Origin of the sequence: Gordonia sp. ABKF26 (assembly GCF_041103195.1) — a bacterium.
GTDB lineage: Bacteria > Actinomycetota > Actinomycetes > Mycobacteriales > Mycobacteriaceae > Gordonia > Gordonia terrae.
Genome location: NZ_JBGCVZ010000003.1, coordinates 3281339 through 3305808, shown reverse-complemented (window position 1 = coordinate 3305808; position 24470 = coordinate 3281339). Strand labels below are relative to the sequence as shown.

Here is a 24470-nt window from a genome sequence, read left to right as displayed (position 1 = left end):
ACCTGCGGTGGTTGCGACCGGTGGCAAGTGAACATCTACCCTCGAAGGATGCAGCGAATCATCGGGACCGAGGTCGAGTACGGAATCTCCGCGCCCGGCGACCCGACCGCGAACCCGATCATGACGTCCACCCAGGCCGTTCTCGCCTACGCGGCGGCCGCCGGTGTGCCGCGCGCGAAGCGCACACGCTGGGATTACGAGGTGGAGTCGCCGCTGCGCGATGCTCGTGGCTTCGACCTCGGCCGCGGCTCCGGGCCGGCCCCGATCATCGACGCCGACGAGATCGGCGCGGCCAACATGATCCTCACCAACGGCGCTCGGCTCTACGTCGACCACGCCCATCCCGAGTACTCCGCGCCCGAGGTCACCGACCCGATGGATGCGGTCATCTGGGACAAGGCAGGCGAGCGCGTGATGGAGGCCGCGGCCCGTCACGTCGCGAGCGTCCCCGGCGCCCCGAAGCTGCAGTTGTACAAGAACAACATCGACGGCAAGGGCGCGTCCTACGGCACCCACGAGAACTACCTCATGGCGCGGGAGACACCGTTCACCGCAGTCATCGCGGGGCTGACCACCTTCTTCGCGTCGCGCCAGGTGATCACCGGCTCGGGACGCGTGGGCATCGGCCAATCCGGCGACGAGGCCGGCTACCAGCTGTCGCAGCGGTCGGACTACATCGAGGTCGAGGTCGGCCTCGAGACCACCCTCAAGCGCGGCATCATCAACACCCGGGACGAACCGCACGCCGACCCCGAGCGTTACCGGCGGCTGCACGTCATCATCGGCGACGCCAACCTCGCCGAGACCTCGACCTACCTCAAGGTCGGGACGACCGCGCTCGTCCTCGATCTCATCGAGGCCGGCGTCGACTTCTCCGACATCGAACTCGCGCGTCCGGTGCAGGCCGTGCACACCATCAGTCACGACCCGTCGCTCACGGCCACGGTCGCCCTGACCAACGGTCGCGAACTGACCGGACTGGCCCTGCAGCGGGAGTACCTGGAGCGCTGCCAGAAGTTCCACGAGCAGGAGCATTCCGACGACGAGCGCGCCGCCCACGTCCTGCAGACCTGGGCGGACGTGCTGGACCGCCTGGAGCGCGATCCGATGGAGTGCGCCGACATCCTCGACTGGCCCGCGAAGCTGCGCATCCTCGAGGGCTTCCGCCAGCGCGAGAACCTGTCGTGGTCGGCGCCCCGTCTGCAGCTCATCGACCTGCAGTACTCCGACGTCCGGCTCGACAAGGGGCTGTACAACCGGCTCGTCGCGCGCGGGTCGATGAAGCGACTGGTCGACGAGAACGACGTACTCGCCGCGATCAGCGAACCGCCCCGCGACACGCGGGCCTATTTCCGTGGCGAGTGCCTGCGCCGGTTCGGCGCCGACGTCGCGGCCGCGAGCTGGGATTCGGTCATCTTCGACCTCGGTGGGGACTCGCTGGTCCGCATCCCGACCCTCGAGCCGCTGCGCGGCACCGCGGCACACGTCGGCAAGCTCCTCGACTCGGTGGACTCGGCCGCCGAACTGGTGGATCAGCTCACCACCTGACATGCCGCGGCGCCCCGCGCCCATCTCCGCGGCGCCCCGCGCCCATCTCGGCCGCGCCCCGCGCCTATCTCCGGCGTGCTTGTGCTTCGTTCCGCCACACTTGTCGCCCCCACAGGTAGTGTGGGAGCACACGATTCCGCAGGGTCGAGACACGAGGGATCACCGTCGCGGCAGCGACACCCGGATTACCGTCGCGGCAGCGACACCGGATGGCTGCCGCGACAGCGACACCCGATCCCGACTCCTCGACCGCGGTAGCCCGCCAAGGGGCGATCGGTTTCAAGGAGGCAGCAGATGGCGCAGGAACAGACCAAGCGTGGTGGCGGCGGCGACGACGAGGGCGTGGGCCCCGATTCCGGCGCCGGGCAAGAGCGTCGCGAGAAGCTGGCCGAGGACACCGACGACCTGCTCGACGAGATCGACGACGTGCTGGAGGAGAACGCCGAGGACTTCGTGCGCGCCTACGTCCAGAAGGGCGGCCAGTGAGCGACAGGTTCGGTTCACTGCCCCCGCTGTCCTCATCCCGTTCCGGTTCCTCGTTCGGCGCCGACATCTCGTCGTTCACCGAGTTCCTCCGGACCCATGCACCCGACCAGCTGCCGCAGGCCCAGGTAGACCGCGTGGGGTCGTTCGCCGGCGGCACCGACGGGGCCGGTGACATCCCGCACGGCACCACGATCGTCGCGGTGTCGTACCCGGGTGGGGTGATCCTCGCGGGCGACCGCCGGGCGACGATGGGCAATCTCATCGCTACGCGGGACGTCAAGAAGGTCTACATCACCGACGAGTACTCGGCGGCCGGTATCGCCGGCACCGCCGGGATCGCGATCGAGATGGTGCGCCTGTTCACCGTCGAACTCGAGCACTACGAGAAGATCGAGGGCGTCCCCCTGACGCTGGACGGCAAGGTCAGCCGTCTGGCGTCGATGGTTCGGGGCAACCTCGGCGCCGCCCTGCAGGGTCTCGCAGCCATCCCGCTGCTCGTCGGCTACGACATCGATCACGACGATCCGACCGAACGCGGACGCATCTTCAGCTTCGACGTCGCGGGCGACCGGCACGAGGAGTTCGGCGGTTACACGGCCATCGGCTCGGGGTCGGTGTTCGCCAAGTCCTCGCTCAAGAAGCTGTACCGGCCCGACCTGACCGCCGACGAGGCGCTCGCGATCGCCGTCGAGTCGCTCTACGACGCCGCCGACGACGACTCGGCCACCGGTGGACCCGATCTGGTCCGCAAGATCTTCCCGATGGCCGCGATCGTCGGAGCCGACGGAGCCCGGGAGGTGGACGCGACCGACATCGAGGCGGCGGCACGCGCCGTCATCGAACGCCGTGGTGCCGAGCACGAGGGGGGTGCCCGATGACATTCCCGTATTACGCCAGCGCCGAGCAGATCATGCGCGATCGCTCCGAGCTCGCCCGCAAGGGCATCGCCCGGGGGCGGAGCGTCGTGATCCTGACCTTCGCCGACGGCGTCCTGTTCGTCGCCGAGAACCCGTCGAACACACTTCGCAAGACCAGCGAGATCTACGACCGGATCGGTTTCGCGGCGGTGGGCAAGTACAACGAGTTCGAGAGCCTGCGCAAGGCCGGCATCCAGATCGCGGACATGCGTGGCTACAGCTACGACCGGGCCGACGTGTCCGGGCTGTCACTGGCCAACACCTACGCCAACGCGCTGGGCAGCGTCTTCACCGAGCAGGCCAAGCCGTTCGAGGTGGAACTCTGCGTCGCCGAGGTCGCCCGCCCGGGCAAACCGAAGCGTTCGCAGCTGTACCGGATCTCCTACGACGGGTCGATCACGGACGAGACCCGCTTCCTCGTGATGGGCGGTGCGACCGAACCGATCGCGGCGGCCCTCAAGGAGAGCTACGAACCCGACATGGAACTCGGCCGCGCCATCGGCGTCGCGGTGACCGCACTGACGGCCCCGGCCGACAGCGGCAACGGGGCCCCGGCCGAACGGCGGGTGCTGGCCGCGGGCGACCTCGAGGTCGCCGTCCTCGACCACAACCGTCCGCGGCGCGCGTTCCGGCGCCTGACGACGTCTGCGGTCGAGGGCCTGCTCCCGACGGTCGCCGGGGCCCAGGCCTCGGATACCCAGGACTCGGATACCCAGGACTCGGATACACAGTCCGGTTCCGACGAAGCCCCTGGTGAGAAGCCGTCTCCCGAACAGTGACGAGAACGCCGCGGGTCGCGGCGACCGGTGCGTGTCGACCGGTCCGCCGCGGTCCGCGCGAGTAGGGTTGGTCAAGTGCAGCGACGAATCATGGGCATCGAGACCGAGTTCGGTGTCACGTGCACCTTCCACGGCCACCGCCGGCTGAGCCCGGACGAGGTCGCGCGCTATCTCTTCCGCCGGGTCGTGTCCTGGGGCCGGTCGTCGAACGTCTTCTTGCAGAACGGCGCCCGCCTCTATCTGGACGTGGGCTCGCACCCCGAATACGCGACGGCGGAGTGCGACAGTCTCATCCAGCTGATCAATCACGACCGGGCCGGCGAGCTCGTTCTCGAGGACCTGCTCGTCGACGCCGAACAGCGCCTCGCCGACGAGGGCATCGGCGGCGACATCTACCTGTTCAAGAACAACACCGACTCGGCAGGCAACTCCTATGGATGCCACGAGAACTACCTCGTCGTCCGGGCGGGGGAGTTCTCCCGCATCTCCGACGTCCTGCTGCCGTTCCTCGTCACGCGCCAGCTGATCTGTGGCGCAGGAAAGGTGCTGCAGACCCCCAAGGCGGCGACCTTCTGCCTGTCGCAGCGCGCCGAGCACATCTGGGAGGGCGTCTCCTCGGCGACCACCCGCTCGCGCCCGATCATCAACACACGCGACGAGCCGCACGCCGACGCCGAGAAGTACCGCAGGCTGCACGTCATCGTCGGTGACTCGAACATGTCCGAGATGACGACCCTCCTCAAGGTCGGCTCGGCGGCACTCGTACTGGAGATGATCGAGGCAGGCGTTGCATTCCGGGACTTCGCGCTCGACAACCCGATCCGCGCGATCCGGGAGGTCAGCCACGACCCGACCGGCCGACGTCCGGTTCGCCTCGCCGGTGGTCGGCAGGCCAGTGCTCTCGACATCCAGCGCGAGTATCACGCCCGCGCCGTCGAACACCTCACCAACCGACGTCCCGACCCCGAGATGGACATGGTCGTGGACCTGTGGGGTCGCATGCTCGATGCCGTGGAGAGCGACGACTTCGCCAAGGTCGACACCGAGGTCGACTGGGTCATCAAGCGCAAGCTCTTCCAGCGCTACCAGGACCGGTACTCGATGGAACTGTCGGATCCGAAGATCGCGCAACTCGATCTGGCCTTCCACGACATCAAACGCGGACGCGGCGTCTTCGACGTCCTGATGCGCAAGGGCCTGGTCGCCCGGGCGACCACGGACGAGGCCATCAAGACCGCGGTCAACGAGCCGCCCCAGACGACCCGCGCCAAGCTCCGTGGCGATTTCATCTCGGCCGCGCAGAAGGCCGGCCGCGACTTCACCGTCGACTGGGTGCACCTCAAACTCAACGACCAGGCTCAGCGGACGGTGTTGTGCAAGGACCCGTTCCGCAGCGTCGACGAGCGCGTCGACCGCCTCATCGCCTCGATGTGAGCACCGGTATACCGGCCGACGCCGCGTGCCTCCGTACGCGGCGAACGGCCACGTTCTAACCTGACTCGGTGGCAACCCCCAAAGTCGAGCGTCTGCTCAACCTCGTCATCTGCCTGCTGTGGACGCGGCAGTACGTCACCGCCGACTACATCCGCCGCAACGTCGCGGGCTACTCGGATGACGGGCAGTCCGACGAGGCGTTCAACCGGATGTTCGAGCGGGACAAGAACGAGTTGCGCGACCTCGGGATCCCGCTCGTCACCGGCCGGTCGCCGATGGCCGCCGGCGCCGAGGGATACCGCATCGACCGCGATTCCTACGAGCTGCCCGAGATCTCCCTGGAGTCCGACGAGGCGGCGGCCATCGCCATGGCCGCCGCGCTGTGGGACACGCCGGAGGTCTCGACGCTGTCCCAGACGGCGATCCTCAAGTTGCGGGCCGCGGGGCTGGATGTCCGTTCCGAGGACGATCTGGGGATCACCACGGGCGGGTCGTCGCGATCACTCGGGTCCGAAGAAGTCATCGCGGGTCTGCTCGCCGCGGTCCAGGACGGGCGTGCCGTCGAGTTCCGGCATCGGTCGTCGGCGGCCGCCGCGCCGACCACGCGGCGCGTCGAACCGTGGGGAGTGGTGTCCCATCGGGGTCGGTGGTACCTCGTCGGGCACGACCGGGATCGCGACGCCACCCGGACCTTCCGGCTGTCGCGCATCGCGGCGGTTTCCGCGGTCGGTGCCGCTGACGCGGTGGTGGTCCCGGCCGGCACCGATCTCCAGCAGATCGTCTCCGCCGCCGTCGATTCCGCGTCCGGGTCCGACGGCCGGACCGCGCGGATCTGGGTGGCGGCCGACCGGGCGTTCGGCCTGCGTCGCGCTGCGACGGTAACCGAGCCCGCCGACTTCGACGGCGAACCCGGCGACATCGTCACCCTCGAGATCCACTCGCTGACCGCGGTTGCCCGCATGGTCCTGAGTGTGGGCCGGGACGCGGTCGTCCTGGATCCGCCGGAGCTGCGCGAACTCGTCGTCGCGAGCCTCGACCGCCTGAGCGGGGTGAGCGCCTGATGGCCGCCGCAGCACCGTCGCGCCTCAACAGGCTGCTGGCGATGGTCCCGTACTTCCAGGCCCGCCGCGGCATCTCGATCGTGCAGGCCGCGGCCGAACTCGGGGTCACCCAGGCACAGCTCACCAAAGATCTCGAGCTGCTCTTCGTCTGCGGGCTGCCCGGGTACTACCCCGATGACCTCATCGAGCTCGAGTTCAGCGAGGGCTTCGTGACGGTCGGCTTCACCGCCGGCATGGACCGGCCGTTGCGGCTGACGACCGTCGAGGCCAGCACGCTCCTCGTCGCATTACGGGCGCTGGTCGAGACGCCGGGTGTCGTCGACGTGGCCGCGGCGCGCCGGGCGATCGCGAAGATCGAGCAGGCGGTGGGTGCGACGGTGCCCGGGGTCGCGGGGGCGTCCGACGCGGCACCCGATCCGTCGGGGGAGAACCCGACGTATTCGACGATCCGCGAGGCCACCAAACAGGCGCGGGCACTGCGACTGCGGTACTACTCGGCCGGGCGCGACAGCGTCACCGACCGGGTGGTCGACCCGATCCGTCTCCAGGTCATGGACCAGCACACCTATCTGGAGGCCTGGTGCCGGATGGCCGAGGGGGTGCGACTGTTCCGGTTCGACCGGGTCGACACCGCGTCGGCCCTGGACGAGCCGAGCCGCCCGCCGGCCGAGGCCGCGGCGTCGAATCAGTCGGTGCTGGTGGCCGAGAACCCCGACCTCCCGGCCGTCGAGATCGAGATCGACGCCGACCATCTGTGGGTTCTCGACTACTACCCGCTCGACCCCGTCGAGAACGTCGAGGACCGACCCGACGCCGACCTGCCCGTTCGCGCCCGACTGGTCTACGGGTCGCCGGAGTGGCTCACCCGCTTCCTGCTCGGATTCGCCGGTGCCGTGCGGGTCGTCGACGAACCGACGGTCGCCGCGGCGGTCGCCGACTCCGCGGCAGCCGCACGCGCGCGCTATCGCTGAGGGTCACCGCCGCTGGGCTGGGGGGATCATCCCGACTGGCCCCTCCCGGCCGGCCGCATGTCGGGTAGCATTGGGCACTGTCTGATCCGATCTGAAGGGTGATCTCATGGGCTTCACGTCATGGTGGCACTGGGCGATCGTCGCCATTGTGCTGCTGATCCTGTTCGGCTCGAAGAAGCTGCCGGACGCCGCCCGAGGTCTGGGACAGTCGCTGCGCATCTTCAAGAGTGAGGTCAAGGAGATGCAGAAGGACGACGACAAGGACTCGCAGGCCACCGCCGACGCGACGCCGGCCGATCCGTCGCGGCGTGAGCTGCCCGCGGGTGACTCCACCCAGCCCACCACGCAGCGCGACGCCGACGTCAAGAAATCGGCTTAGGGGCGCGTCGGAGCATCGCCAGTGCGCTCTCTTCCGATTCCCCGACGACTCGACCCCCGGCAACGTAAGCGAAAGCTCAATCCCGACGGCACCATGTCGTTGGTCGAGCACCTGTACGAGTTGCGCACTCGTATGGTCATCTCGCTGCTCGCCATCATCGTCACCACGATCTTCGGGTTCGTCTGGTACAGCCACGGCTTCCTGGGTATCTCGTCGCTCGGCGACGTGCTGCGCGGACCGTACTGCGATCTGCCCGCGTCGTCGCGCGCGACGTTGACCCCGGACGATTCGTGCCGACTTCTCGCGACCGGACCGTTCGACCAGTTCATGCTTCGTCTGAAGGTCGCGCTGACCGCGGGTGTCGTGCTCGCCTGCCCGGTCTGGATCTATCAGGTCTGGCAGTTCATCACCCCGGGTCTCCACTCCCACGAACGTCGCTACGGCATCATGTTCGTCGCGATGGCGACGACCCTCTTCGTCAGCGGCGCCGTACTGGCCTACCTGGTGGTCGCCAAGGCCTTCGACTTCCTGCTGACCGTGGGCAACGAGGTCCAGGTCACGGCTCTGGCCGGTGACCAGTATTTCGGCTTCATGCTCAACGTGCTCGTGATCTTCGGCGTGAGTTTCGAACTCCCGCTGCTGATCATCGCGCTGAACGTGGTGGGCGTGCTGACGTACGCCCGGCTGAAGAGCTGGCGGCGTGGCCTCATCTTCGCGGTCTTCGTCTTCGCAGCCATCGCGACACCGGGACAGGACCCCTTCACGATGCTGGCCTTGGCGCTCGCGCTCACCGTGCTGCTCGAGTTCGCGATCCAGTTCGCACGCATCGTCGACAAGCGCAAGGCCAAGAAGGCATCGGCCTGGGCCGATCTCTCCGATGACGAGGCCAGCCCGCTGCCGCCGACGAAGCCCATCGCTCCGGCGTCGCCGATCCCGGCTCCCGCGAGTCGTGTCGGCGCCGGTACGAGCCGTGCGTCGGCCCGCGAACGCGCAACCTTCGACGACGTCCTGTGACACAACTCGACTCGTTCACGTCGAGACTCGCTTTCCGGCTCGACGCCTTCCAGCTCCGGGCGTGCGAGGCACTCGAAGGCGGGCACGGCGTGCTGGTGTGCGCGCCGACCGGCGCGGGCAAGACCATCGTCGGCGAGTTCGCCGTGCATCTCGCGCTGGCCGGGGGCACGAAGTGCTTCTACACCACGCCGATCAAGGCCCTCAGCAATCAGAAGTACAACGACCTGGTGGCCGTTCACGGGTCCGAGTCGGTCGGGCTGCTGACCGGCGACAGCTCCATCAACCCGGATGCGCCGGTCGTCGTGATGACGACCGAGGTCGTGCGCAACATGATCTATGCCGAATCGCGGGCGCTGGACGGGCTGTCGCACGTCGTCATGGACGAGGTCCACTTCCTGGCCGATCGGTTCCGCGGGGCCGTGTGGGAAGAGGTGATCCTGCACCTCGAACCGTCGGTGCGGGTGGTGAGTTTGTCGGCGACGGTGAGCAATGCCGAGGAGTTCGGCGACTGGATCCAGACGGTCCGCGGGGACACCTCGGTGATCGTCGACGAGCACCGGCCGGTCCCGCTGTCGCAGCACATGCTCGTCGGCCAGCGGTTGTTCGACCTGTTCGACCCGGCCGACACCGGACCGGCGCGCAAGGCCGGAACGCGCCCGCGGGTCAATCCGGAGCTGAAACGTCAGATCCGGCACCGAATCCTGATGGCCGACGACGAGCGGGAGTCGGCGCGCGGCCGCGGCCGAGGGCGCGGCAGCGGACCCCGCAGGCGGGACGGACGGGGACCGGCATTGTCCCGCCCGAACCTCGTCACGCGACTCGACCGGGAGGCCCTGCTCCCGGCCATCGGCTTCATCTTCTCGCGTGCCGGATGCGACGCCGCCCTGGCGCAGTGTCTGCGGTCGGGTCTCTCGCTCCTCACACCGGCGGAGATCGGTGAGGTCGACGCGATCGTCGACCGCCACCTCACCGAGTTGTCGCCGACCGACCTCGATGTACTGGGGGTGCACGAATGGCGGGAGGGCCTGCGCCGCGGCCTCGCTTCCCACCACGCGGGCATGCTCCCGACATTCCGGCACACCGTCGAAGAACTGTTCGTGCGCGGACTGGTGCGCATGGTGTTCGCCACCGAAACCCTCGCGCTCGGCATCAACATGCCCGCCCGCTCGGTGGTTCTCGAGCGACTCGTCAAGTACAACGGCGAAGCCCACGTCGATCTGACCCCCGGCGAGTTCACGCAGCTGACCGGACGCGCCGGTCGTCGCGGGATCGACGTCGAGGGCCACGCGGTCGTCGTGTGGACACCCGAGGTGGTCCCGGAGGAGGTGGCCGGCCTCGCCGGTGCCCGGACCTTCCCGCTGCGCAGCTCGTTCTCGCCGGAGTACAACATGGCGGTCAACCTGCTCGGGCGGTTGGGCCTCGACGGCGCCCGCGAGCTGCTGCACCGATCGTTCGCGCAGTTCCAGGCCGACCGTTCGGTCGTCGGGCAGGCGCGGAAACTGGACGAGGCGCAGCGGGCGCTCCGTAAACTCGACGGCGAGCTCGCTCGCGCGGCGCAGGCACGCGGTCTGGAACCTGCTGAGGCTCAGTCGGATTCGGAGGACGAGCCCTACGCCGGGTTCCTCGGTTACGTCACCCTGCGCGAAGACATCCGGCGTCGCGAGCGAGATCTCAAGTACCGCAAGCGGGTCGACACGCACGACGCCATCACCGCCGACCTGGCGGCACTCAAACGCGGGCATGTCATCGGCGTTCCGGTCGGCCGGCACCGTGGTCTGGCGGTCATCATCGAACCGGCCACTCAGGCACAGGATCCCAAGCCGCTCGTGCTGACCGAGGACGCCTGGTGCGGACGCGTCGGCACCCGCGACTTCGTCAACCCGCCCGAGGTGCTGGGCAACATGCGGCTGCCGAAGAACGCGGACCGACGCACCGGCCGCGGGCGGCGCGATCTGGCGTCGGCGCTGCGCTCGACCGGCATCGAGATGCCGCGCGGACGCCAGAAGAAGCGCGCCGACGCCGCCGACGACACCGAGCTCGCGCACCTTCGGCGCACCTTGCGCGCGCATCCGGCGCATCAGCTGCCGAACGGCGACGACCTGTTCCGGCTCGCCGAACGCCGTAACCGGCTGGTGCGCGACATCGTCAACGCCGAGCGCAGTATCGGGGAGCGGACGTCGACGCTCGGCGTCACGTTCGATCACATCGTCGGCGTCCTCAGCGAACTGGGATACCTCGAACGCGTCGCCGAATCGACCGAGTCCACCGGCCACACGATGGCCGTGACGGACTCGGGCAAGCTTCTCGGCCGCATCTACAGCGAGAGCGACCTGGTGGTGACCGAGTGCATCCGGGCCGGCGTCTGGGACGACCTCTCCGCGGCCGACCTCGCCGCGGTGGTCGCGGCGCTCGTCTACGAGAGCCGGCGTGACAGTTACAGCGGAGTCGACGCACTGCCGGGCAGCAGCTCGATGCGTGCCGCGATGGCGGCGACGGTGGAGATCTGGTCGCGGGTCACGGCGATCGAGCAGCGTCATCGGGTGAGTCCGACACGCGAACCCGACACCGGATTCTCGGTCGCCGTGGCGACCTGGGCCTCGGGACGCTCGCTCGGGGAGGCTCTGCTCCTGGCGGGTGAACGCGGGCAGCTGCTCTCGCCGGGCGACTTCGTGCGGTGGAACCGGCAGGTCGTGGATCTTCTCGAACAGATCCGGCTCGGGGTGGGGTCGGACACCCGCCTCGGCGGGACGGCGCGGGCAGCGGTCAAAGCGATCCGCCGCGGCGTGGTCGCCGCCGAACTCGGCTGAGCCGCCGCGCACCAGGCTGAGTCGGGAGGCCGGTCCGCGGGTGTCGGTTCACCGGACGACGCGTCCGCGGGGCACGTGCGATGTTTGCTGATAGTCCCAGGCAGCTGAGGTAACGTTCATCCCGCATTCGGTGTCGGCGTGCTCTGCCCCGACATCGCCGCGACGTCACAGTTCGCCGGCACCCGTCAGCGGGTGGACGGCCGAGTGGGAGGGATTCATGACCGACCCGTACAACCCCAATCCGTCTCACCCGAATCCGCAAGCGAACCCGGGCCCTTCCGGCGATCAGTCCGGTACGGACGGCAAGACCGAGATCGTGAACCTTCCCGGCGGCGGGCAGTCCGGCGCGCCGCAGGCGGATCCGACCACCATGGCCCCCAACCCGGCCGCGCAGAACCCGGGTCATGGTCAGCCGCAACCGGATCCGTACCAGCAGAACCCGTACCAGCAGCCTTACGGAGCACCGGGTCAACCACCGTATTCGGGCCCGGCCCAGTCGCAGCCGACGCAGGTGGGCAATCCCGGTCAGTACGGTCAACCGGGCGCACAGCAGCAGTACGGCCAGCCGGCTGCCCAGTACGGGGCACCGGGCCAGTACGGGTCCGGGGCCGGCCAGTACGGGGCGCCCGGGCAGGGTCAGTACGGCCAGCAGCCCTACGGCCAGAATCCGCAGGGCGTTGCGGGACCGAACGCCCAGAACCCCTACGGCCAGAACCAGTACGGCCAGAATCAGTACGGTCAGAATCAGTACGGGGGCGGCGACCAGTTCAGCGGGATGGCGACCGGGAAGTCGAACAAGACCGCCCGGACACTGATGTTCGTCGGCGGCGGTGCGCTGATCCTCATCGCCGCGATCGTGCTGATCACCGCGTTCCTGTTCCCCGGCTGGGCACCGAAGAACCTCGACCAGCAGGCCGCGCAAGACGGTGTGCAGAAGATCCTGACCGAGGACTACCAGGCCAGCGAGGTCTCCGACGTGCAGTGCCCGTCCGGCCAGCGGGTCGAGACCGGTGCGTCGTTCACCTGCTCGGTCACCGTGGGCGGACAGCAACAGCAGGTCACCGTCACGTTCATCGACGACGACGGACGCTACGAGGTCTCGCGCCCCAGCTGATCGAACCTGAGCCGGCTGGCACGTAGAGGCCTCAGCCGGCCTGCGGCCATCCGAGGGCCTTCGCCAACCGCCCGACCGACGCCCCGATGCCGAGTTCCTCGACGAGCTCGGCGAGCGCCGCGGGATCGGCGGGTTCGGCCGGCAGGACGTCCGAGCCGCTGTCGATGGTGTCGGCGTCGGTACGCACCGAGACGACGATGCGTGCCGCCTGCAGGTAGTCGACCGACGCGAGCAGTGACTTCCGGCTCCGGGTGGGCACCGACGACGACGGGTCGGCGGCGGCCGCCTCCAGGGCGTCGAGGCTGCCGTACTCGGTGATCAGCTTCGCCGCGGTCTTCTCACCGATACCGGCCACACCCGGCAACCCGTCCGAGGGGTCACCGCGCAACATCGACATCTCCGCGTAGCCGATCCCGGCGCGGTCGACCGGCACGCCGTACTTCTCGGCAACTTCCACCGGACCCATCATCTCGGCTTTCGCCAACCCTCGGCCGACGTAGAGGACGCGCACCGGTACCGGATCGTCGGCGACCACCTGCAGCAGGTCCCGATCCCCGCTGACGACGATCACCGGATCGTTCGCCTCGTCGTAGGCAAGGGTGCCGATCACATCGTCGGCTTCACATCCGACGGCGCCCGAGGTCGCGATGCCCGCCGCTGCGAGAACGGCCATGATCATGTCGACCTGCGGGGTGAGCGTGTCGGGCACCTCTTCGACGTCGACCTCCCGGCCCTCGACATCGGTGCCCCCGGCCTCGGTGTCACCGTCGGGGACCGCGACGCGATGGGCCTTGTAGGTGGAGATCAGGTCGGTGCGGAACTCCGGGCGCCAGTCGAGGTCCAGACACACCACCAGGCGCGACGGACGTTCGCGCACCACGAGATTGGCGATGGTGTCGACGAAACCGCGGACCGCGTTGACCGGGCGTCCGTCCGGACTCGTCATCTTCTCCGGGAGGGCGAAGAACGATCGGAACCACAGGCTCGCGCCGTCGAGCAGCATCAACGAATCCGTCACCCCCACACTCTGTCATGAGTCGGCGGTAGTGTTCGTCGCATGGCATCTGGGAACGGAGCAGCACGGGTCGCGACATCGGGAGTGGGGGCCGCACCGCTCTTCGGCGCGGAGGTGTACCGGGACCGGGTCCGCCGTGCCGCCGACCTCACCCGCGCCGCAGATCTCGACGCGCTCGTCGTCGCACCCGGACCGGACCTGCGCTATCTGGTGGGATCGCGGGCGGAGACCTTCGAACGGCTCACGGCGCTCGTGATCCCCGCGGCCGGTGACCCGCGACTGGTGATCGCGCGGCTCGAGGTCCCGTCGCTATCGGCCTCGGCGGTGGGCGATCTCGACATCGAGGTGGCCGACTGGGTCGACGGTGACGACGCCCACGCGCTGGCGCTGACCGGGTTGCCGCCGCAGCCGCGCATCGCCGTCTCCGACTCCATGCCCGCCCTGCACGTGATCCCGCTCGCCCGGCACACCGGCGCCACACCGCAATTGGCGACCGACGTCCTACGCGAACTCCGGATGATCAAGGACGCCGCGGAGATCGACGCTCTCCGCCGCGCCGGCGCCGCGATCGACCGCGTGCACGCGCGAATGGGCGACTGGCTGGTCCCCGGACGCACCGAACGGGAGGTCGCCGCCGACATCGCCGCCGCGATCCTCGAGGAGGGGCACACCGAGGCGGCGTTCATCATCGTCGGGTCCGGCCCCAACGGCGCCGATCCCCACCATGAGTTCTCCGACCGGGTCATCGAGCGGTCCGACATCGTCGTGGTCGACATCGGTGGTCCGGTGGAGCCGGGCTACAACTCCGATTCCACGCGCACGTACTGCTTCGACGATCCGCCCGCCGACATCGCCGATGCTTACGCCGCACTGCTCGAGGCGCAACGCGCGGCCGTGGCCGCTGTCCGGCCCGGGGTGACCGCGTCGTCTATCGATGCCGCGGCGCGCGATCTGCTCGCCGAGCGCGGCCTGGCCGAGCGGTTCATCCACCGCACCGGGCACGGCATCGGGCTGTCGGTGCACGAGGAGCCCTACATCGTCGGTGGCAACGACATCCCGCTGCGGGCCGGCATGGCGTTCAGCGTGGAGCCGGGCGTCTACGTCTCCGGCCGATGGGGTGCCCGGATCGAGGACATCGTCGTCGTCACGGAGGATGGCTGCGAGTCCCTCAACAACCGCCCACACGAACTCGTCCGGCTGTAAGTCGCGGCTGGTGTCACGCGACATCGACTCATCTGCACCCTGACCAGCGCGATAGGGGTGTTTGAGCAGTTCGGCACCGACTTCCGACGACGATGGCCGTGCGGTTGAGTCGTGGACTCGTCGTGTGGCCAGGGGTACCGCCTCACCGCTGGTCGAGCCGGCACCGAGCGCAGCCGCCGGGCCGAGCAAGCGACGAAGGAGCGGGTCGAGGTCGAGGAGCCGAGTCGAAGCCACGCGCCACAACCACCCCATTGCTGGTTGAAGACACTGGCGAATGTCGTTTCGGCTGCCGGACTTCGGTCCAGGTCAGTCGGTCGACTTGAGGTTCGTTGGTGTGATGGGTGTCGCTCCGGGTGCAGGTCAGAGGTCGGCGAGAAGCGTCATCAGATGCGCCTCCACGAGCGACGGGCAGGGCATCGGTGGTCCGGGCCGTGGTGGGCGGACGTCGATGACGTGGCTGGTGGTCAGCCATGAGCGGCGCGCGTCGTGGGGGTGTGGCGTCTCGGGGCGTGCTTGATCGCCGGGCTGCGTTGGCGGTCCGTGGATCTCGGCGCGTATGTCGCGTAGGTGTGCGGCGAACTGCCGGGGTATGTCGGGCCGGCGGTTGATGCGTTCGGGGTTGGGTGGCGCGCCGGGTTCGGCGTTCAACCGCCAGAGGCAGCGGCCTTCGTCGGGTCCGGACCGTTCGATGCGGGTGGTGTACTGGCCGGGCTGGTCGCCGACCATCCGGTTGTGCCGCGGGCAGGCCGGGGCGAGGTCGTCGATGTCGGTGAGACCACCCTTGGCCCAATCCTTGTGGGCGTGATGGAGTTCGACCTGGGTGGCGGGTTGATCGCAGCCGGGAGCCGAGCACACCTCGCCGTCGGGGCGGGCGAAGGACACGAGACGTTGTTCGCGGGTGGCCAGACGCTTGCCCCTACCGAAATGCAGCGGCACCGCGGTGGCGTCCTTGAATACTGCCAACCATGGTTGAACGTCGCCGGCCATCGCGATCAGGTCGGGGATGGGCAGCAGGGTGCCGGTGGCGGTGGTCGCGAGCCCGGCTTCACGGATCAGGTCGCCCAGATCGGCTTTGATGATCAGATGGGCGGGCAGGCCGCGGTGCGACTTTCCGAGAATCCCGTCTGAAAAGCCAGCGGTGAGTGCGGCGTCGAGCGCATCGTGATTCGTCTGGGCGAGGGTGCGGCCGTCACGATCGGCTGCGAGCGCGAGCGCGAGGGCGTCGGGGTCGGCGGTGCCGGCGGGTCCGCTGGGTGAGGCGGGGTCGTCGGGGTTGTTGAGTCCGGGTTTGCCCCAGACGGCGAACATCATCGTGAGTCGGGCGGCGAGTTCGGGGGTGAGGGTGCCGGAGATGGTGGCGGTGCCGTCGGCTCGTTGGCGTCCGATCCACAGGTTGCGGCGTCGTTTCTGGTCGGTGTCGTCGGACGGTGTGCCGTCGGGGTCGAGGTGGGCGAGGAGCCGCGCGCCGAGTTGGGTGATGTCGGCGGGGCTGTGGGCTTCGGCGATCTCGGCCATCTGACGCTCGGCAGCGACTTTCACATCATGCTCGACGGCGTGGGGGATCTGGTCGAGGACATCGAGGGCGGCCTGCACGTGTGCAGAGCCAACCGCTCCCGCAGCGAACGCCTCAGCGAGGCAGGGGTGTTCGGGCGGTAGGACCTCGCCGCCGAGGCTGGTGCGGGTGGCGGTGGCGTCCATCTGCTTACGACGCCGCACAGGGTTGGAGACCCGCAGCCGGTGGGTCATGAACTGCATGAGTGTCCTGCAGCCGGACTTGCGGGGTAGGTCACGAGCCTCGACCTGATCGATCTGCCGGTCACCGGCGACGGTCAGTCGTGCGATGGCACGTTCGGTATCGGCTGCCACGTCGGCCAACTCGGTATCGGTACACGGCGACAAGTCCACAGTCTGCAACTCATCGAGGATCGCATGCAGCTCTGTCACCAGCTCGACGGCACGCGTCTTGGGCGCTGCCGAATCGCCTCCGACGGGTGTGGTGTCGGCCATGACGGCCACCTCCCCCGAGACCCGTTGCTACGAATGTACGTTCGAGTGTACACGCGATCGGAGGATCAGGACAGGCGAAAAGTATTGTCTGGCTACTGATCTGACGGCCGCATAGCGCAGTAAGGTTGTCGGTGACGTGTGATAGAGGCGGGAACCCCGTCGACGACATCCACGCCCACGGCGAGCAGAATCCGACCTCACATGCTAGCGGCGCTAGCTGAACAACGACGCGGACCCCAGGATCCGGCTCACACTGATCTCGATCACCACGCGGCGCGGATTCGGCCTGGGTTCCCGGTATCGCTGCGCGTAGCGCTGCTCGGCCTCGCGCACGTGGTCGGGTTCGCGGCGGACCGTCGCGGGTCCCTCCAGGGTCAACCACCGCGGGCCGTCGACATTCGTGACGGCCGCGTAGGCGCCACGCTCGGCGTTGCGGACCTTCTGATTGCCGTCCGAGGTGATGACCCGTGCCAGTCCGGCCTCGGGATCCCACGTGAAGCCGACGGCGACGGCGTGTGGCGTGCCGTCGGCGCGCAGCGTGGTGAGGGTCCCGAGGTGGCGTTCGGTGAGGAACGCGAGCGCATCGGATCCTAGGTCGGCGGCGGTGCGAGGCATGACCCCACGATAGAGGTCGGTCTCGGGGCCGGTGCGATACTGGTGGTCATGTCATCACGCAGCAACGGGGCATCGGCGCGTCCGGACGCCGACCCGGCCGGCACCCTCGTGCTGTTCGGCGGCCGCAGTGAGATCGGCGTGGCCACCGCCGCGCGTCTCGCTCACGGGCGGACCGTCGTGCTGGCGGCTCGTCGCCCCGACGACCTGGCCGACGAGACGGCTCGCCTCCTCGACGCCGGGGCGGTGGCGGTGCACACCGTCGCATTCGACGCGAACGACACCGACTCCCACCCCGCACTCGTCGAGTCACTGGCGCAGCGGTACGGGCCGATCGGGATCGCGATCGTCGCGTTCGGCATCCTGGGGGACCAGGCCCGCGCCGAAACCGATGTGGCACATGCGCTTCAGATCGCCCACACCGACTACTACGCCCACATCAGCGTGCTCACACCGCTCGCGTCCGTCCTGCGCGCTCAGCGCTCAGGCACGATCATCGTCTTCTCGTCGGTCGCGGGTATCCGGGTGCGCCGTGCCAACTACGTCTACGGCTCGACGAAGGCCGGACTCGACGGGTTCGCGAGCGGTCTCGCAGATGCGTTGCACGGCACCGGCGCCCGCCTGCTGTTGGCCCGTCCCGGGTTCGTGGTCGGCGCGATGACCCGCGACCTGATGGAGTCCGGAGTGAAACCCGCACCGCTGTCGCGCAATCCCGAGCAGGTGGCCGACGCGGTGGCGCGCGCCTTCCACAAGGGACGCGGCGAGGTCTGGATCCCGGGTGTGCTCCGCCCCGTGTTCTTCGGGATGCGCCTGCTGCCACGCGCCGTGTGGCGGAGACTTCCCCGATGACGGCCCCGGATACAACTCACGGGTCGCCACCCGCATCCGAGTTCGTCGTGATCGGAATCGGTGCCGATGGTTGGCCCGGACTCGGCGAGACGGTGCGTGACGAGTTGCGTCGTGCGCAGGTGATCTACGGTGCCGCACGACAATTGGCGCTCCTCGACGGCGCTGCATCCGAACTCGGCGCGCAACTGCGACCGTGGCGGTCACCGATGTCGGAACACCTGGCCGAGGTCGTGGCGGGCGCCGGGAGCGCAGCGAGCGGGCCAATCGAGGACGGCACCGCGCACGCGGGCATCGTCCACATCCTGGCCAGCGGCGACCCGATGTTCCACGGGGTCGGCGCCAGCATCATCGGCCGCGTCGGCGCGGACCGGGTGCGGGTGTATCCGGCGGTGTCCAGCGCAAGTCTGGCCTGTGCGCGCCTCGGCTGGGATCTCGCGACCACCCGGATCGTCAGCGCGGTGCGGGCCGAGCCGAGCGTCGTGCTCGGCGAGGTCACCGACGGGGCTCGCGTGCTGATACTGAGCCGCGACGAGACCACCCCCGCGGCCGTTGCGACGCTGCTCGTCGATGCCGGTTTCGGGTCTTCGACGATGACCGTTCTCGAGCAACTCGGTGGCCCTGCCGAACAGATCGCCACCGACACCGCGGAGTCGTGGCGCCGTCGGGCCGGGGACCCGCTGAACATTGTCGCCGTCGACTGCGTTGGGCCCCGCCGGTCCCGCCTCCCCGGCCGGCCGGACGATGCCTATGAGCACGACGGCCAGATCACCAAGTCGACGATTCGCGCCCTGACCGTGTGCGCGCTCGGCCCGGCCGGGGCGCAGACCCTGTGGGACATCGGGTCCGGTTCCGGCAGCGTGGCGATCGAATGGTTGCGTGCCGACGACCGTGGGACGGTCGTCGCCTTCGAACGCGACTCCGAACGTGCTGAGCGGCTGCGCCGCAACGCAGCCCGCCACGGGGTGGCGCACCGGCTCACGGTGCGGGGGCCGGCTCCCGACGAACTCGCCGACGCACCCCGTCCCGACGCGGTCTTCATCGGCGGCGGACTCGACGAGGAGATCCTGTCGCTCGCCTGGGCGGCGCTCGCCGACCGCGGCCGGCTCGTCGTCAACGCGGTGACGGTCGAGAACCAGGCCCTCGTGACCCGGCGGCACGGCGAACTCGGGGGCACGTTGCGCCGACTGTCGGTCGAGACCGTGGCGCCCCTCGGCACGATGAGCACCTGGCGTCCGGCACTGCCGATCGTGCAGTGGGCGGTCGACAAACCGGCGCCGTCGACGCCCGACCCCGGGCCCGAACCCGCGGAGGCAGTCCGATGACCGTCTACTTCATCGGGGCCGGTCCCGGCGCGGCCGACCTCATCACCCTCCGGGGTGCGCGCCTGCTGGGGGAATGCGGCACCTGTGTCTACGCGGGATCGCTGGTGCCGCCGGAACTCCTGGCGCTGTGTCCCGACGGGGTCGAACTCGTCGACACTGCACGGATGCCGTTGCCGGACATCATCGATGTCATCGCCGCCGCCGACGCGCGGGGTCATGACGTGGCGCGCCTGCACTCGGGTGACCTCAGCCTCTACTCGGCGCTGGCCGAGCAGCAGCGCGAACTGACCGCACGCGGTATCGATCACCGGATCGTGCCGGGTGTCCCGGCGTTCGCGGCGGCCGCGGCCGCTCTGGGCACCGAACTGACCGTCCCGGGCGTCGGCCAGAGCCTGTTGATCTCGCGGGTGTCGACACTGTCGACCGACATGCCGCCGGGGGAGGACCTCGCGAGTCTCGCCGCGACCGGGGTGACGCTCGCACTTCATCTCGCGGCACACCGCGCCGAGGAGATCGTGGCGGCGCTCGCCCCGCACTACGGCAGTGAATGTCCTACCGCGACAGTGGCGTTCGCGAGTCGCGCGAACGAGCAGATCGTACGGTGCCCGCTGCGCCGGTTGCCCGAGACACTGGACGCCGCCGACATCCGCAGGACCGCGGTCATCTTCGTCGGTCGTGTGCTGGACCCGGCGAGGTCCGAGGCCACCGACAGCTACCTGTACTCGCACGCGCGCATGACCAAGCTCCGCACCGACCGTGAGTCGACGCGGTGACCGGTCCCGACACAACCGATTCGAGCCCGCCGGATGACGCTCGGCGCATCCTGATCCTGGGCGGGACGGGGGAGGCGCGGGCGTTGGCCTCGGCCCTGAGCGAGTCCGGCATCGAATTCATCAGTTCCCTTGCGGGTCGGGTGAACGACCCCCGTCTGCCGGTCGGCCCGGTGCGCATCGGCGGATTCGGTGGATCCGATGGTCTCCGCGACTGGTTGCAGAGCAACCGGATTCAGGCCGTGGTCGATGCCACCCACCCGTTCGCCGCGACCATCACCCGCAATGCGGCGCGAGCCACGGCCGACGCGGGGCTACCGCTGCTGCGTCTGCGCCGCGATCCGTGGGTGCCCGGCGACTCCGACACCTGGATCCGTGTGCCCGACCTGCCCTCTGCCGCACGAGAAGTGGCCGCCCGGGGCGGGCGGGTCTTCCTGACCACCGGACGTCAGGACGTCGGGGTCTTCGCGGGGATCGAGTCGGCGTGGTTCCTGATCCGGGTCGTCGACGCCCCGACCGGAGCGCTCCCGCCTCACCACGAGGTGGTGCGCTCGCGCGGGCCCTACGACCACGCGTCGGAGTCGAGGCTGTTGCGCGACAACGACATCGACATGCTGGTCACCAAGAACAGCGGCGGGCCGCTGACGTCGGCGAAGCTGGCGGCCGCCGCCGAACTCGGGATCGAGGTCATCATGGTCGACCGGCCCGACGAGCCCGACTCGCCGGTCGTCTCAGAGGTCGGGGCCGCCCGGGACTGGCTCGAGGCGCTGCTCGGCTGACTCGTCGGCAGTCTGATCGGTGGTGTCCACCGGGCGGTGGCTGCGTGGCGTGAACACGAGCGGGCCCGCTGCGCGCTGCACGACCCGGGTCGCCGACGATCCGATGATGATCATCGTGCGCATGTCCACGACGGCAGGGTCGAAGTCCGCGACCGTGGTGATGGTGAGCTGCTGCTCCGGACCGCCGACATCTCGCCCGAGCACCACGACGCGGTCGGGCGACACCGTCTGGGTGAGCGTGTGCTGCAGGGCGCCGACCTGCCAGGTGCGGCTCGCCGACCCCGGGTTGTAGATGGCGATGACCAGATCGGCGCCGAGCGCGGCACGGATGCGTCGTTCGATGACCGACCACGGCTTGAGCCGGTCGGAGAGCGAGATGACCGCGAAGTCGTGTCCGAGGGGCGCGCCGACCGCTGCGGCGACCGCGGTGGCCGCGGTGACGCCGGGCACCACGCGGACGGGCACCTCGTGCCACCGCGGTTGTGCGGCAACCTCGGCGACTGCGGCGGCCATCGCGAACACGCCGGGATCACCGGAGGAGACGACGGCGACACGCGCGCCGCGTCGGGCGAGGTCGAGGGCGAATTCGGCGCGTTCGGCCTCCACCCGGTTGTCGCTGGCATGCACGCGCTGGCCCGGGCGAGGGGTGACGCGCTTGAGGTAGGTGGTGTACCCGACGAGGTCGGTGGCCGTGGCCAGCTCGGTGCGCACCTCCGGGGTGGTCCAGCTGTCGTGGCCCGGGCCGAGCCCGACGACGACGAGCTCACCGGGCACGGGTTCCGGCTCGAACCTCGGATTGTTGCGGCGTCCCGGGACGACGAGGATCGAGAAGTAGGGCACCTCCGCGGGATTCACGTCGGCGGCCGGGAGCACCCGTTCGACCGTCGTGGAGGCCCGCTCGACGTAGAACGCCTCGTCGAGACGCCCGGCCTCGCGGAGCGCGTCGCGCACCCGCTCGAAGGTCCGGCCGAGTTTCATCACGACGATCGCGTCCCCGGAACGGAAACGGAAGAGCAGCTCCGACGTCGACGCCGTACCCGGAACCACCGTGAGGGTCTCCTCGCCCTCGACGAGCGGGACTCCGGTGGCCGCCGCCGCCGCGCTCACCGAGGTCACGCCGGGCACGATCTCGGCGTCGAAGTGCGGCGACAGCCGCTTGTGCATGTGCATGTACGAGCTGTAGAAGAGCGGATCGCCCTCGGCGAGGAGGACGACGTCACGCCCGGCCCGCAGGTGGACCGCGAGGCGTTCGGCGCTCTCGGTGTAGAAGTCGTCGAGTGCGCCCTGGTAGCCGCCGGGGTGGTCAGTCGTCTCGGTGGTGACCGGGTACATCAGACGTTCCTCGGTCTGGCCCTCGCGCAGGTACGGCTCCGCGACCGACCTCGCGATGCTGTTGCCGTGCCGCGCAGAGTGATACGCGATCACATCCGCGGTGGTGATGAGGCGGGCGGCCTTGACCGTCATCAGTTCGCTGTCGCCCGGGCCGAGCCCGATGCCGTAGAGCGTGCCCTGACCCGACGTCTGTCCGGCGGCCGAGCTGTCCGAGTGCATGGGGGCCATCGTCATTCCTTCGGGGTCGCGAGCGCGTTGACCGCGGCCGCGGTGATCGCCGACCCGCCACGCCGGCCCGTGACCGTGATGAACTCGAGGTCGTCGCGCTCGGCCAGGGCCGCGCAGGATTCGACCGCGCCGACGAAACCGACGGGTGCGCCGACGATCGCGGCGGGACGGGGCGCACCGTCGTCGATCATGTCGAGCAGCGCGAACAGTGCGGTCGGCGCGTTGCCGATCGCGACCACCGCACCTTCCAGGCGGGGCAACCAGAACTCCAGTGCGGCAGCGGTTCTCGTGGTCCCCAGCTGCTCGGCAAGAGTCGGGAGAGTGGGTTCGGACAGGTGGCAGAGCACCTCGTTGTCCGCGGGGAGGCGTTTGCGGGTGATGCCGGAGGCCACCATGTTGGCGTCGCAGAGGATCGGGGCGCCGGCCTCCAGCGCGCCGCGCGCGGCGGCCACGACACCGGGCGTCGCGATCACGTCGCGCGTCAGGTCGGTCTGGCCGCATGCATGGATCATCCGGACGACCACGGTCGCGACGTCGGGCGCGAACGCGGAGAGGTCGGACTCGGCGCGGATCGTGGCGAAGGACTGACGGTAGATCGCGGCGCCGTCTCGTAGGTACTCGGTCATGGTGCTGACGAGCCTAACGGCGCCGCCGTTCGTATCCGCCGTCGGGCGTGGCCTCCACCGAGAGGTGGGATTCGGCCGGCGATCCGCAACCACGGGCGCAACCGACCCAGTGCTCGCGTTCGTCGACGGGGTCGCCGGCCTGCACACGGGCCATCAGGTCGTCCCGGACCGGGGCGTGGGCGGACGCGCACCCCGGCGCTCCGACGCAGCAGCTGACGGACGCCCAGGGCGACGCGGCATCGAAGATCAGGCCCATCGGGGCGAGCACGCGGACGACGGTCTCGGCCACGCCCTCGCCGAGATCGCAGAGCAGGATCTCGCGGTCGGGCGTGAACACGATCGGCGCCTGGACCGCCGCGATGAACTCCGCCAGCCGGGCCGGCAACCGACCGAGTTCGACGACCGCGCCGAGCAGGACCGCGCCGTCGTCCTGGTCGAACCAGCCGACGATCGGCTCGCCGGGGGCGCTCGGCGTGGTGTCCGGGTCGTCGTCGATCACCGGGTCGAGACCCGACGCGACGAGGTCGGTGAGTCGACGCCGGGCGTCGGTGTCGAGGTCGCGGACCCGCCACGCGCCGGGCGAGACCTCGCCCAGACCGGCAGCCACCGCGATCAGCGCGCTCACGATGGATTCCGGACCGGTGGCCGACCCGACGGCGACCCCGGCGATGCTGATGTCCGCCGCGAACGGCGTGTCGGCCCGGATCACCGCGCACGCATCCGGGCGTCGGGCGGCGATGTCCCCGCGGCCGTCGTCGATCCCGAACAGGAACCGGCCGGACAAGGAGGCCGCGGCCGGGTCGGCACGCAGCGCGTCGTCGAGGGCCGCGGCGAGCGGACGCGCGTCGGCGACCCCGCCGATACGCCCGGTCAGTGGGCTCAGCTCGATGTTGCGCACCTTGTCGTGGGTGCTGCTCGGCGCGAGCCCGGCCGCGACGACCGCCTCGGCGACGGCCTCGACGTCGGTGATCCCGCGCAGCTGGAGGTTGCCGCGCACCGTCAACTCCAGGTGCCCGTCGGCATGGTCGGCGGCCGCCCGGGCGAGCACCTCAAGCTGATCCGGACGGATCCGCCCGCCCGGCAGCCGGACCCGGGCCAGTGCGCCGTCGGCCGCCGGATGCGTGTCGAAGACCCCTGGGCAACGGTCGGCGGCGGCCCGGGCTGGCTGGTTCATCCCACCAGCCTACGACCGGCGGGTGCGGTGGCCGTAGGCTGAA

At 69.7% G+C, this 24470-nt stretch carries 22 protein-coding genes; 16 read left to right on the top strand and 6 right to left on the bottom strand.

What is annotated here, in order from left to right:
- Positions 1-48: 48 nt before the first annotated feature.
- The 11 genes from dop (at position 49) to AB4Z55_RS15225 (ending at position 12510) form a co-directional block, all read left to right on the top strand.
- Positions 49-1548 (top strand): depupylase/deamidase Dop, encoded by a 1500-nt coding sequence (dop, locus tag AB4Z55_RS15275; RefSeq protein WP_004019065.1) that lies wholly within the window; start codon positions 49-51, stop codon positions 1546-1548.
- 294 nt (positions 1549-1842) lie between these two features.
- Entirely contained in the window at positions 1843-2034 is a 192-nt protein-coding gene (locus AB4Z55_RS15270; RefSeq protein ID WP_004019064.1) for a ubiquitin-like protein Pup, read from the top strand.
- Positions 2031-2912 (top strand): proteasome subunit beta, encoded by an 882-nt coding sequence (gene prcB, locus AB4Z55_RS15265; protein ID WP_239398691.1) that lies wholly within the window; start codon positions 2031-2033, stop codon positions 2910-2912. Before AB4Z55_RS15270 ends, prcB begins: the two co-directional genes overlap by 4 nt.
- A complete protein-coding gene (prcA, locus tag AB4Z55_RS15260) occupies positions 2909-3730 on the top strand; it encodes a proteasome subunit alpha (protein WP_004019053.1) in 822 nt (273 codons plus the stop codon). The genes prcB and prcA overlap by 4 nt, the downstream gene beginning before the upstream one ends.
- Before the next feature lie 75 nt (positions 3731-3805).
- Positions 3806-5164 carry a Pup--protein ligase gene (pafA, locus tag AB4Z55_RS15255; protein ID WP_004019052.1) on the top strand — a complete coding sequence of 453 codons (1359 nt, stop codon included), beginning with the start codon at positions 3806-3808 and terminating at the stop codon, positions 5162-5164.
- A gap of 68 nt (positions 5165-5232) precedes the next feature.
- Positions 5233-6225 (top strand): helix-turn-helix transcriptional regulator, encoded by a 993-nt coding sequence (locus AB4Z55_RS15250; RefSeq protein WP_369520029.1) that lies wholly within the window; start codon positions 5233-5235, stop codon positions 6223-6225.
- A complete protein-coding gene (locus AB4Z55_RS15245; protein ID WP_004019050.1) occupies positions 6225-7196 on the top strand; it encodes a YafY family protein in 972 nt (323 codons plus the stop codon). The genes AB4Z55_RS15250 and AB4Z55_RS15245 overlap by 1 nt, the downstream gene beginning before the upstream one ends.
- A gap of 106 nt (positions 7197-7302) precedes the next feature.
- A complete protein-coding gene (gene tatA / locus AB4Z55_RS15240; RefSeq protein ID WP_004019049.1) occupies positions 7303-7575 on the top strand; it encodes a Sec-independent protein translocase subunit TatA in 273 nt (90 codons plus the stop codon).
- A gap of 93 nt (positions 7576-7668) precedes the next feature.
- Entirely contained in the window at positions 7669-8589 is a 921-nt protein-coding gene (gene tatC, locus AB4Z55_RS15235) for a twin-arginine translocase subunit TatC (protein WP_101818884.1), read from the top strand.
- Complete coding sequence (locus tag AB4Z55_RS15230; protein ID WP_101818885.1) at positions 8586-11396, top strand: RNA helicase; 2811 nt, start codon at positions 8586-8588, stop codon at positions 11394-11396. Before tatC ends, AB4Z55_RS15230 begins: the two co-directional genes overlap by 4 nt.
- A gap of 217 nt (positions 11397-11613) precedes the next feature.
- Positions 11614-12510: a DUF4333 domain-containing protein gene (locus AB4Z55_RS15225; RefSeq protein WP_239398723.1), complete on the top strand. Its 897-nt coding sequence runs from the start codon at positions 11614-11616 to the stop codon at positions 12508-12510.
- A gap of 31 nt (positions 12511-12541) precedes the next feature.
- Here AB4Z55_RS15225 and AB4Z55_RS15220 read toward each other — a convergent pair whose 3' ends face one another.
- Positions 12542-13513 (bottom strand): 5'-3' exonuclease H3TH domain-containing protein, encoded by a 972-nt coding sequence (locus AB4Z55_RS15220; protein WP_369521023.1) that lies wholly within the window; start codon positions 13511-13513, stop codon positions 12542-12544.
- 54 nt (positions 13514-13567) lie between these two features.
- Here AB4Z55_RS15220 and AB4Z55_RS15215 point away from each other — a divergent pair, with 54 nt between their 5' ends.
- Positions 13568-14728: a M24 family metallopeptidase gene (locus tag AB4Z55_RS15215; RefSeq protein ID WP_369520028.1), complete on the top strand. Its 1161-nt coding sequence runs from the start codon at positions 13568-13570 to the stop codon at positions 14726-14728.
- A 360-nt stretch (positions 14729-15088) separates the two neighbouring features.
- Here the strand turns inward: AB4Z55_RS15215 and AB4Z55_RS15210 are convergent, their stop codons facing one another.
- Both AB4Z55_RS15210 and AB4Z55_RS15205 read right to left on the bottom strand, forming a co-directional pair.
- Positions 15089-16735 carry a DUF222 domain-containing protein gene (locus tag AB4Z55_RS15210; RefSeq protein ID WP_369520027.1) on the bottom strand — a complete coding sequence of 549 codons (1647 nt, stop codon included), beginning with the start codon at positions 16733-16735 and terminating at the stop codon, positions 15089-15091.
- A gap of 213 nt (positions 16736-16948) precedes the next feature.
- Positions 16949-17350: a PPOX class F420-dependent oxidoreductase gene (locus AB4Z55_RS15205; RefSeq protein WP_369520026.1), complete on the bottom strand. Its 402-nt coding sequence runs from the start codon at positions 17348-17350 to the stop codon at positions 16949-16951.
- 48 nt (positions 17351-17398) lie between these two features.
- On the opposite strand from AB4Z55_RS15205, the gene AB4Z55_RS15200 reads away from it, so the two are divergent.
- Genes AB4Z55_RS15200 through AB4Z55_RS15185 form a run of 4 tightly spaced genes read left to right on the top strand, consistent with a single transcriptional unit; the run spans position 17399 to position 21067 of the window.
- Positions 17399-18196 carry an SDR family NAD(P)-dependent oxidoreductase gene (locus tag AB4Z55_RS15200; RefSeq protein ID WP_248645427.1) on the top strand — a complete coding sequence of 266 codons (798 nt, stop codon included), beginning with the start codon at positions 17399-17401 and terminating at the stop codon, positions 18194-18196.
- Positions 18193-19518, top strand: coding sequence for a precorrin-6y C5,15-methyltransferase (decarboxylating) subunit CbiE (cbiE, locus tag AB4Z55_RS15195; RefSeq protein WP_369520025.1), 1326 nt, complete (start codon positions 18193-18195; stop codon positions 19516-19518). The genes AB4Z55_RS15200 and cbiE overlap by 4 nt, the downstream gene beginning before the upstream one ends.
- Complete coding sequence (locus AB4Z55_RS15190) at positions 19515-20291, top strand: cobalt-precorrin-4/precorrin-4 C(11)-methyltransferase (protein ID WP_239398737.1); 777 nt, start codon at positions 19515-19517, stop codon at positions 20289-20291. The genes cbiE and AB4Z55_RS15190 overlap by 4 nt, the downstream gene beginning before the upstream one ends.
- Positions 20288-21067: a cobalt-precorrin-6A reductase gene (locus tag AB4Z55_RS15185; protein WP_239398739.1), complete on the top strand. Its 780-nt coding sequence runs from the start codon at positions 20288-20290 to the stop codon at positions 21065-21067. Before AB4Z55_RS15190 ends, AB4Z55_RS15185 begins: the two co-directional genes overlap by 4 nt.
- On the opposite strand, the gene cobJ is transcribed toward AB4Z55_RS15185, so the two are convergent.
- From cobJ to cobG, 3 genes are read right to left on the bottom strand one after another with little or no spacing between them, the layout of a single operon-like run.
- The gene (gene cobJ, locus AB4Z55_RS15180; RefSeq protein ID WP_354559477.1) at positions 21020-22627 is read right to left on the bottom strand and encodes a precorrin-3B C(17)-methyltransferase; all 1608 of its coding nucleotides are present in this window, start codon (positions 22625-22627) and stop codon (positions 21020-21022) included. The two genes, AB4Z55_RS15185 and cobJ, sit on opposite strands and share 48 nt — an antisense overlap.
- Before the next feature lie 2 nt (positions 22628-22629).
- Entirely contained in the window at positions 22630-23253 is a 624-nt protein-coding gene (locus AB4Z55_RS15175) for a precorrin-8X methylmutase (RefSeq protein ID WP_239398743.1), read from the bottom strand.
- 13 nt (positions 23254-23266) lie between these two features.
- Positions 23267-24427 (bottom strand): precorrin-3B synthase, encoded by a 1161-nt coding sequence (cobG, locus tag AB4Z55_RS15170; RefSeq protein WP_354559476.1) that lies wholly within the window; start codon positions 24425-24427, stop codon positions 23267-23269.
- Between the last annotated feature and the right edge of the window lie 43 nt (positions 24428-24470).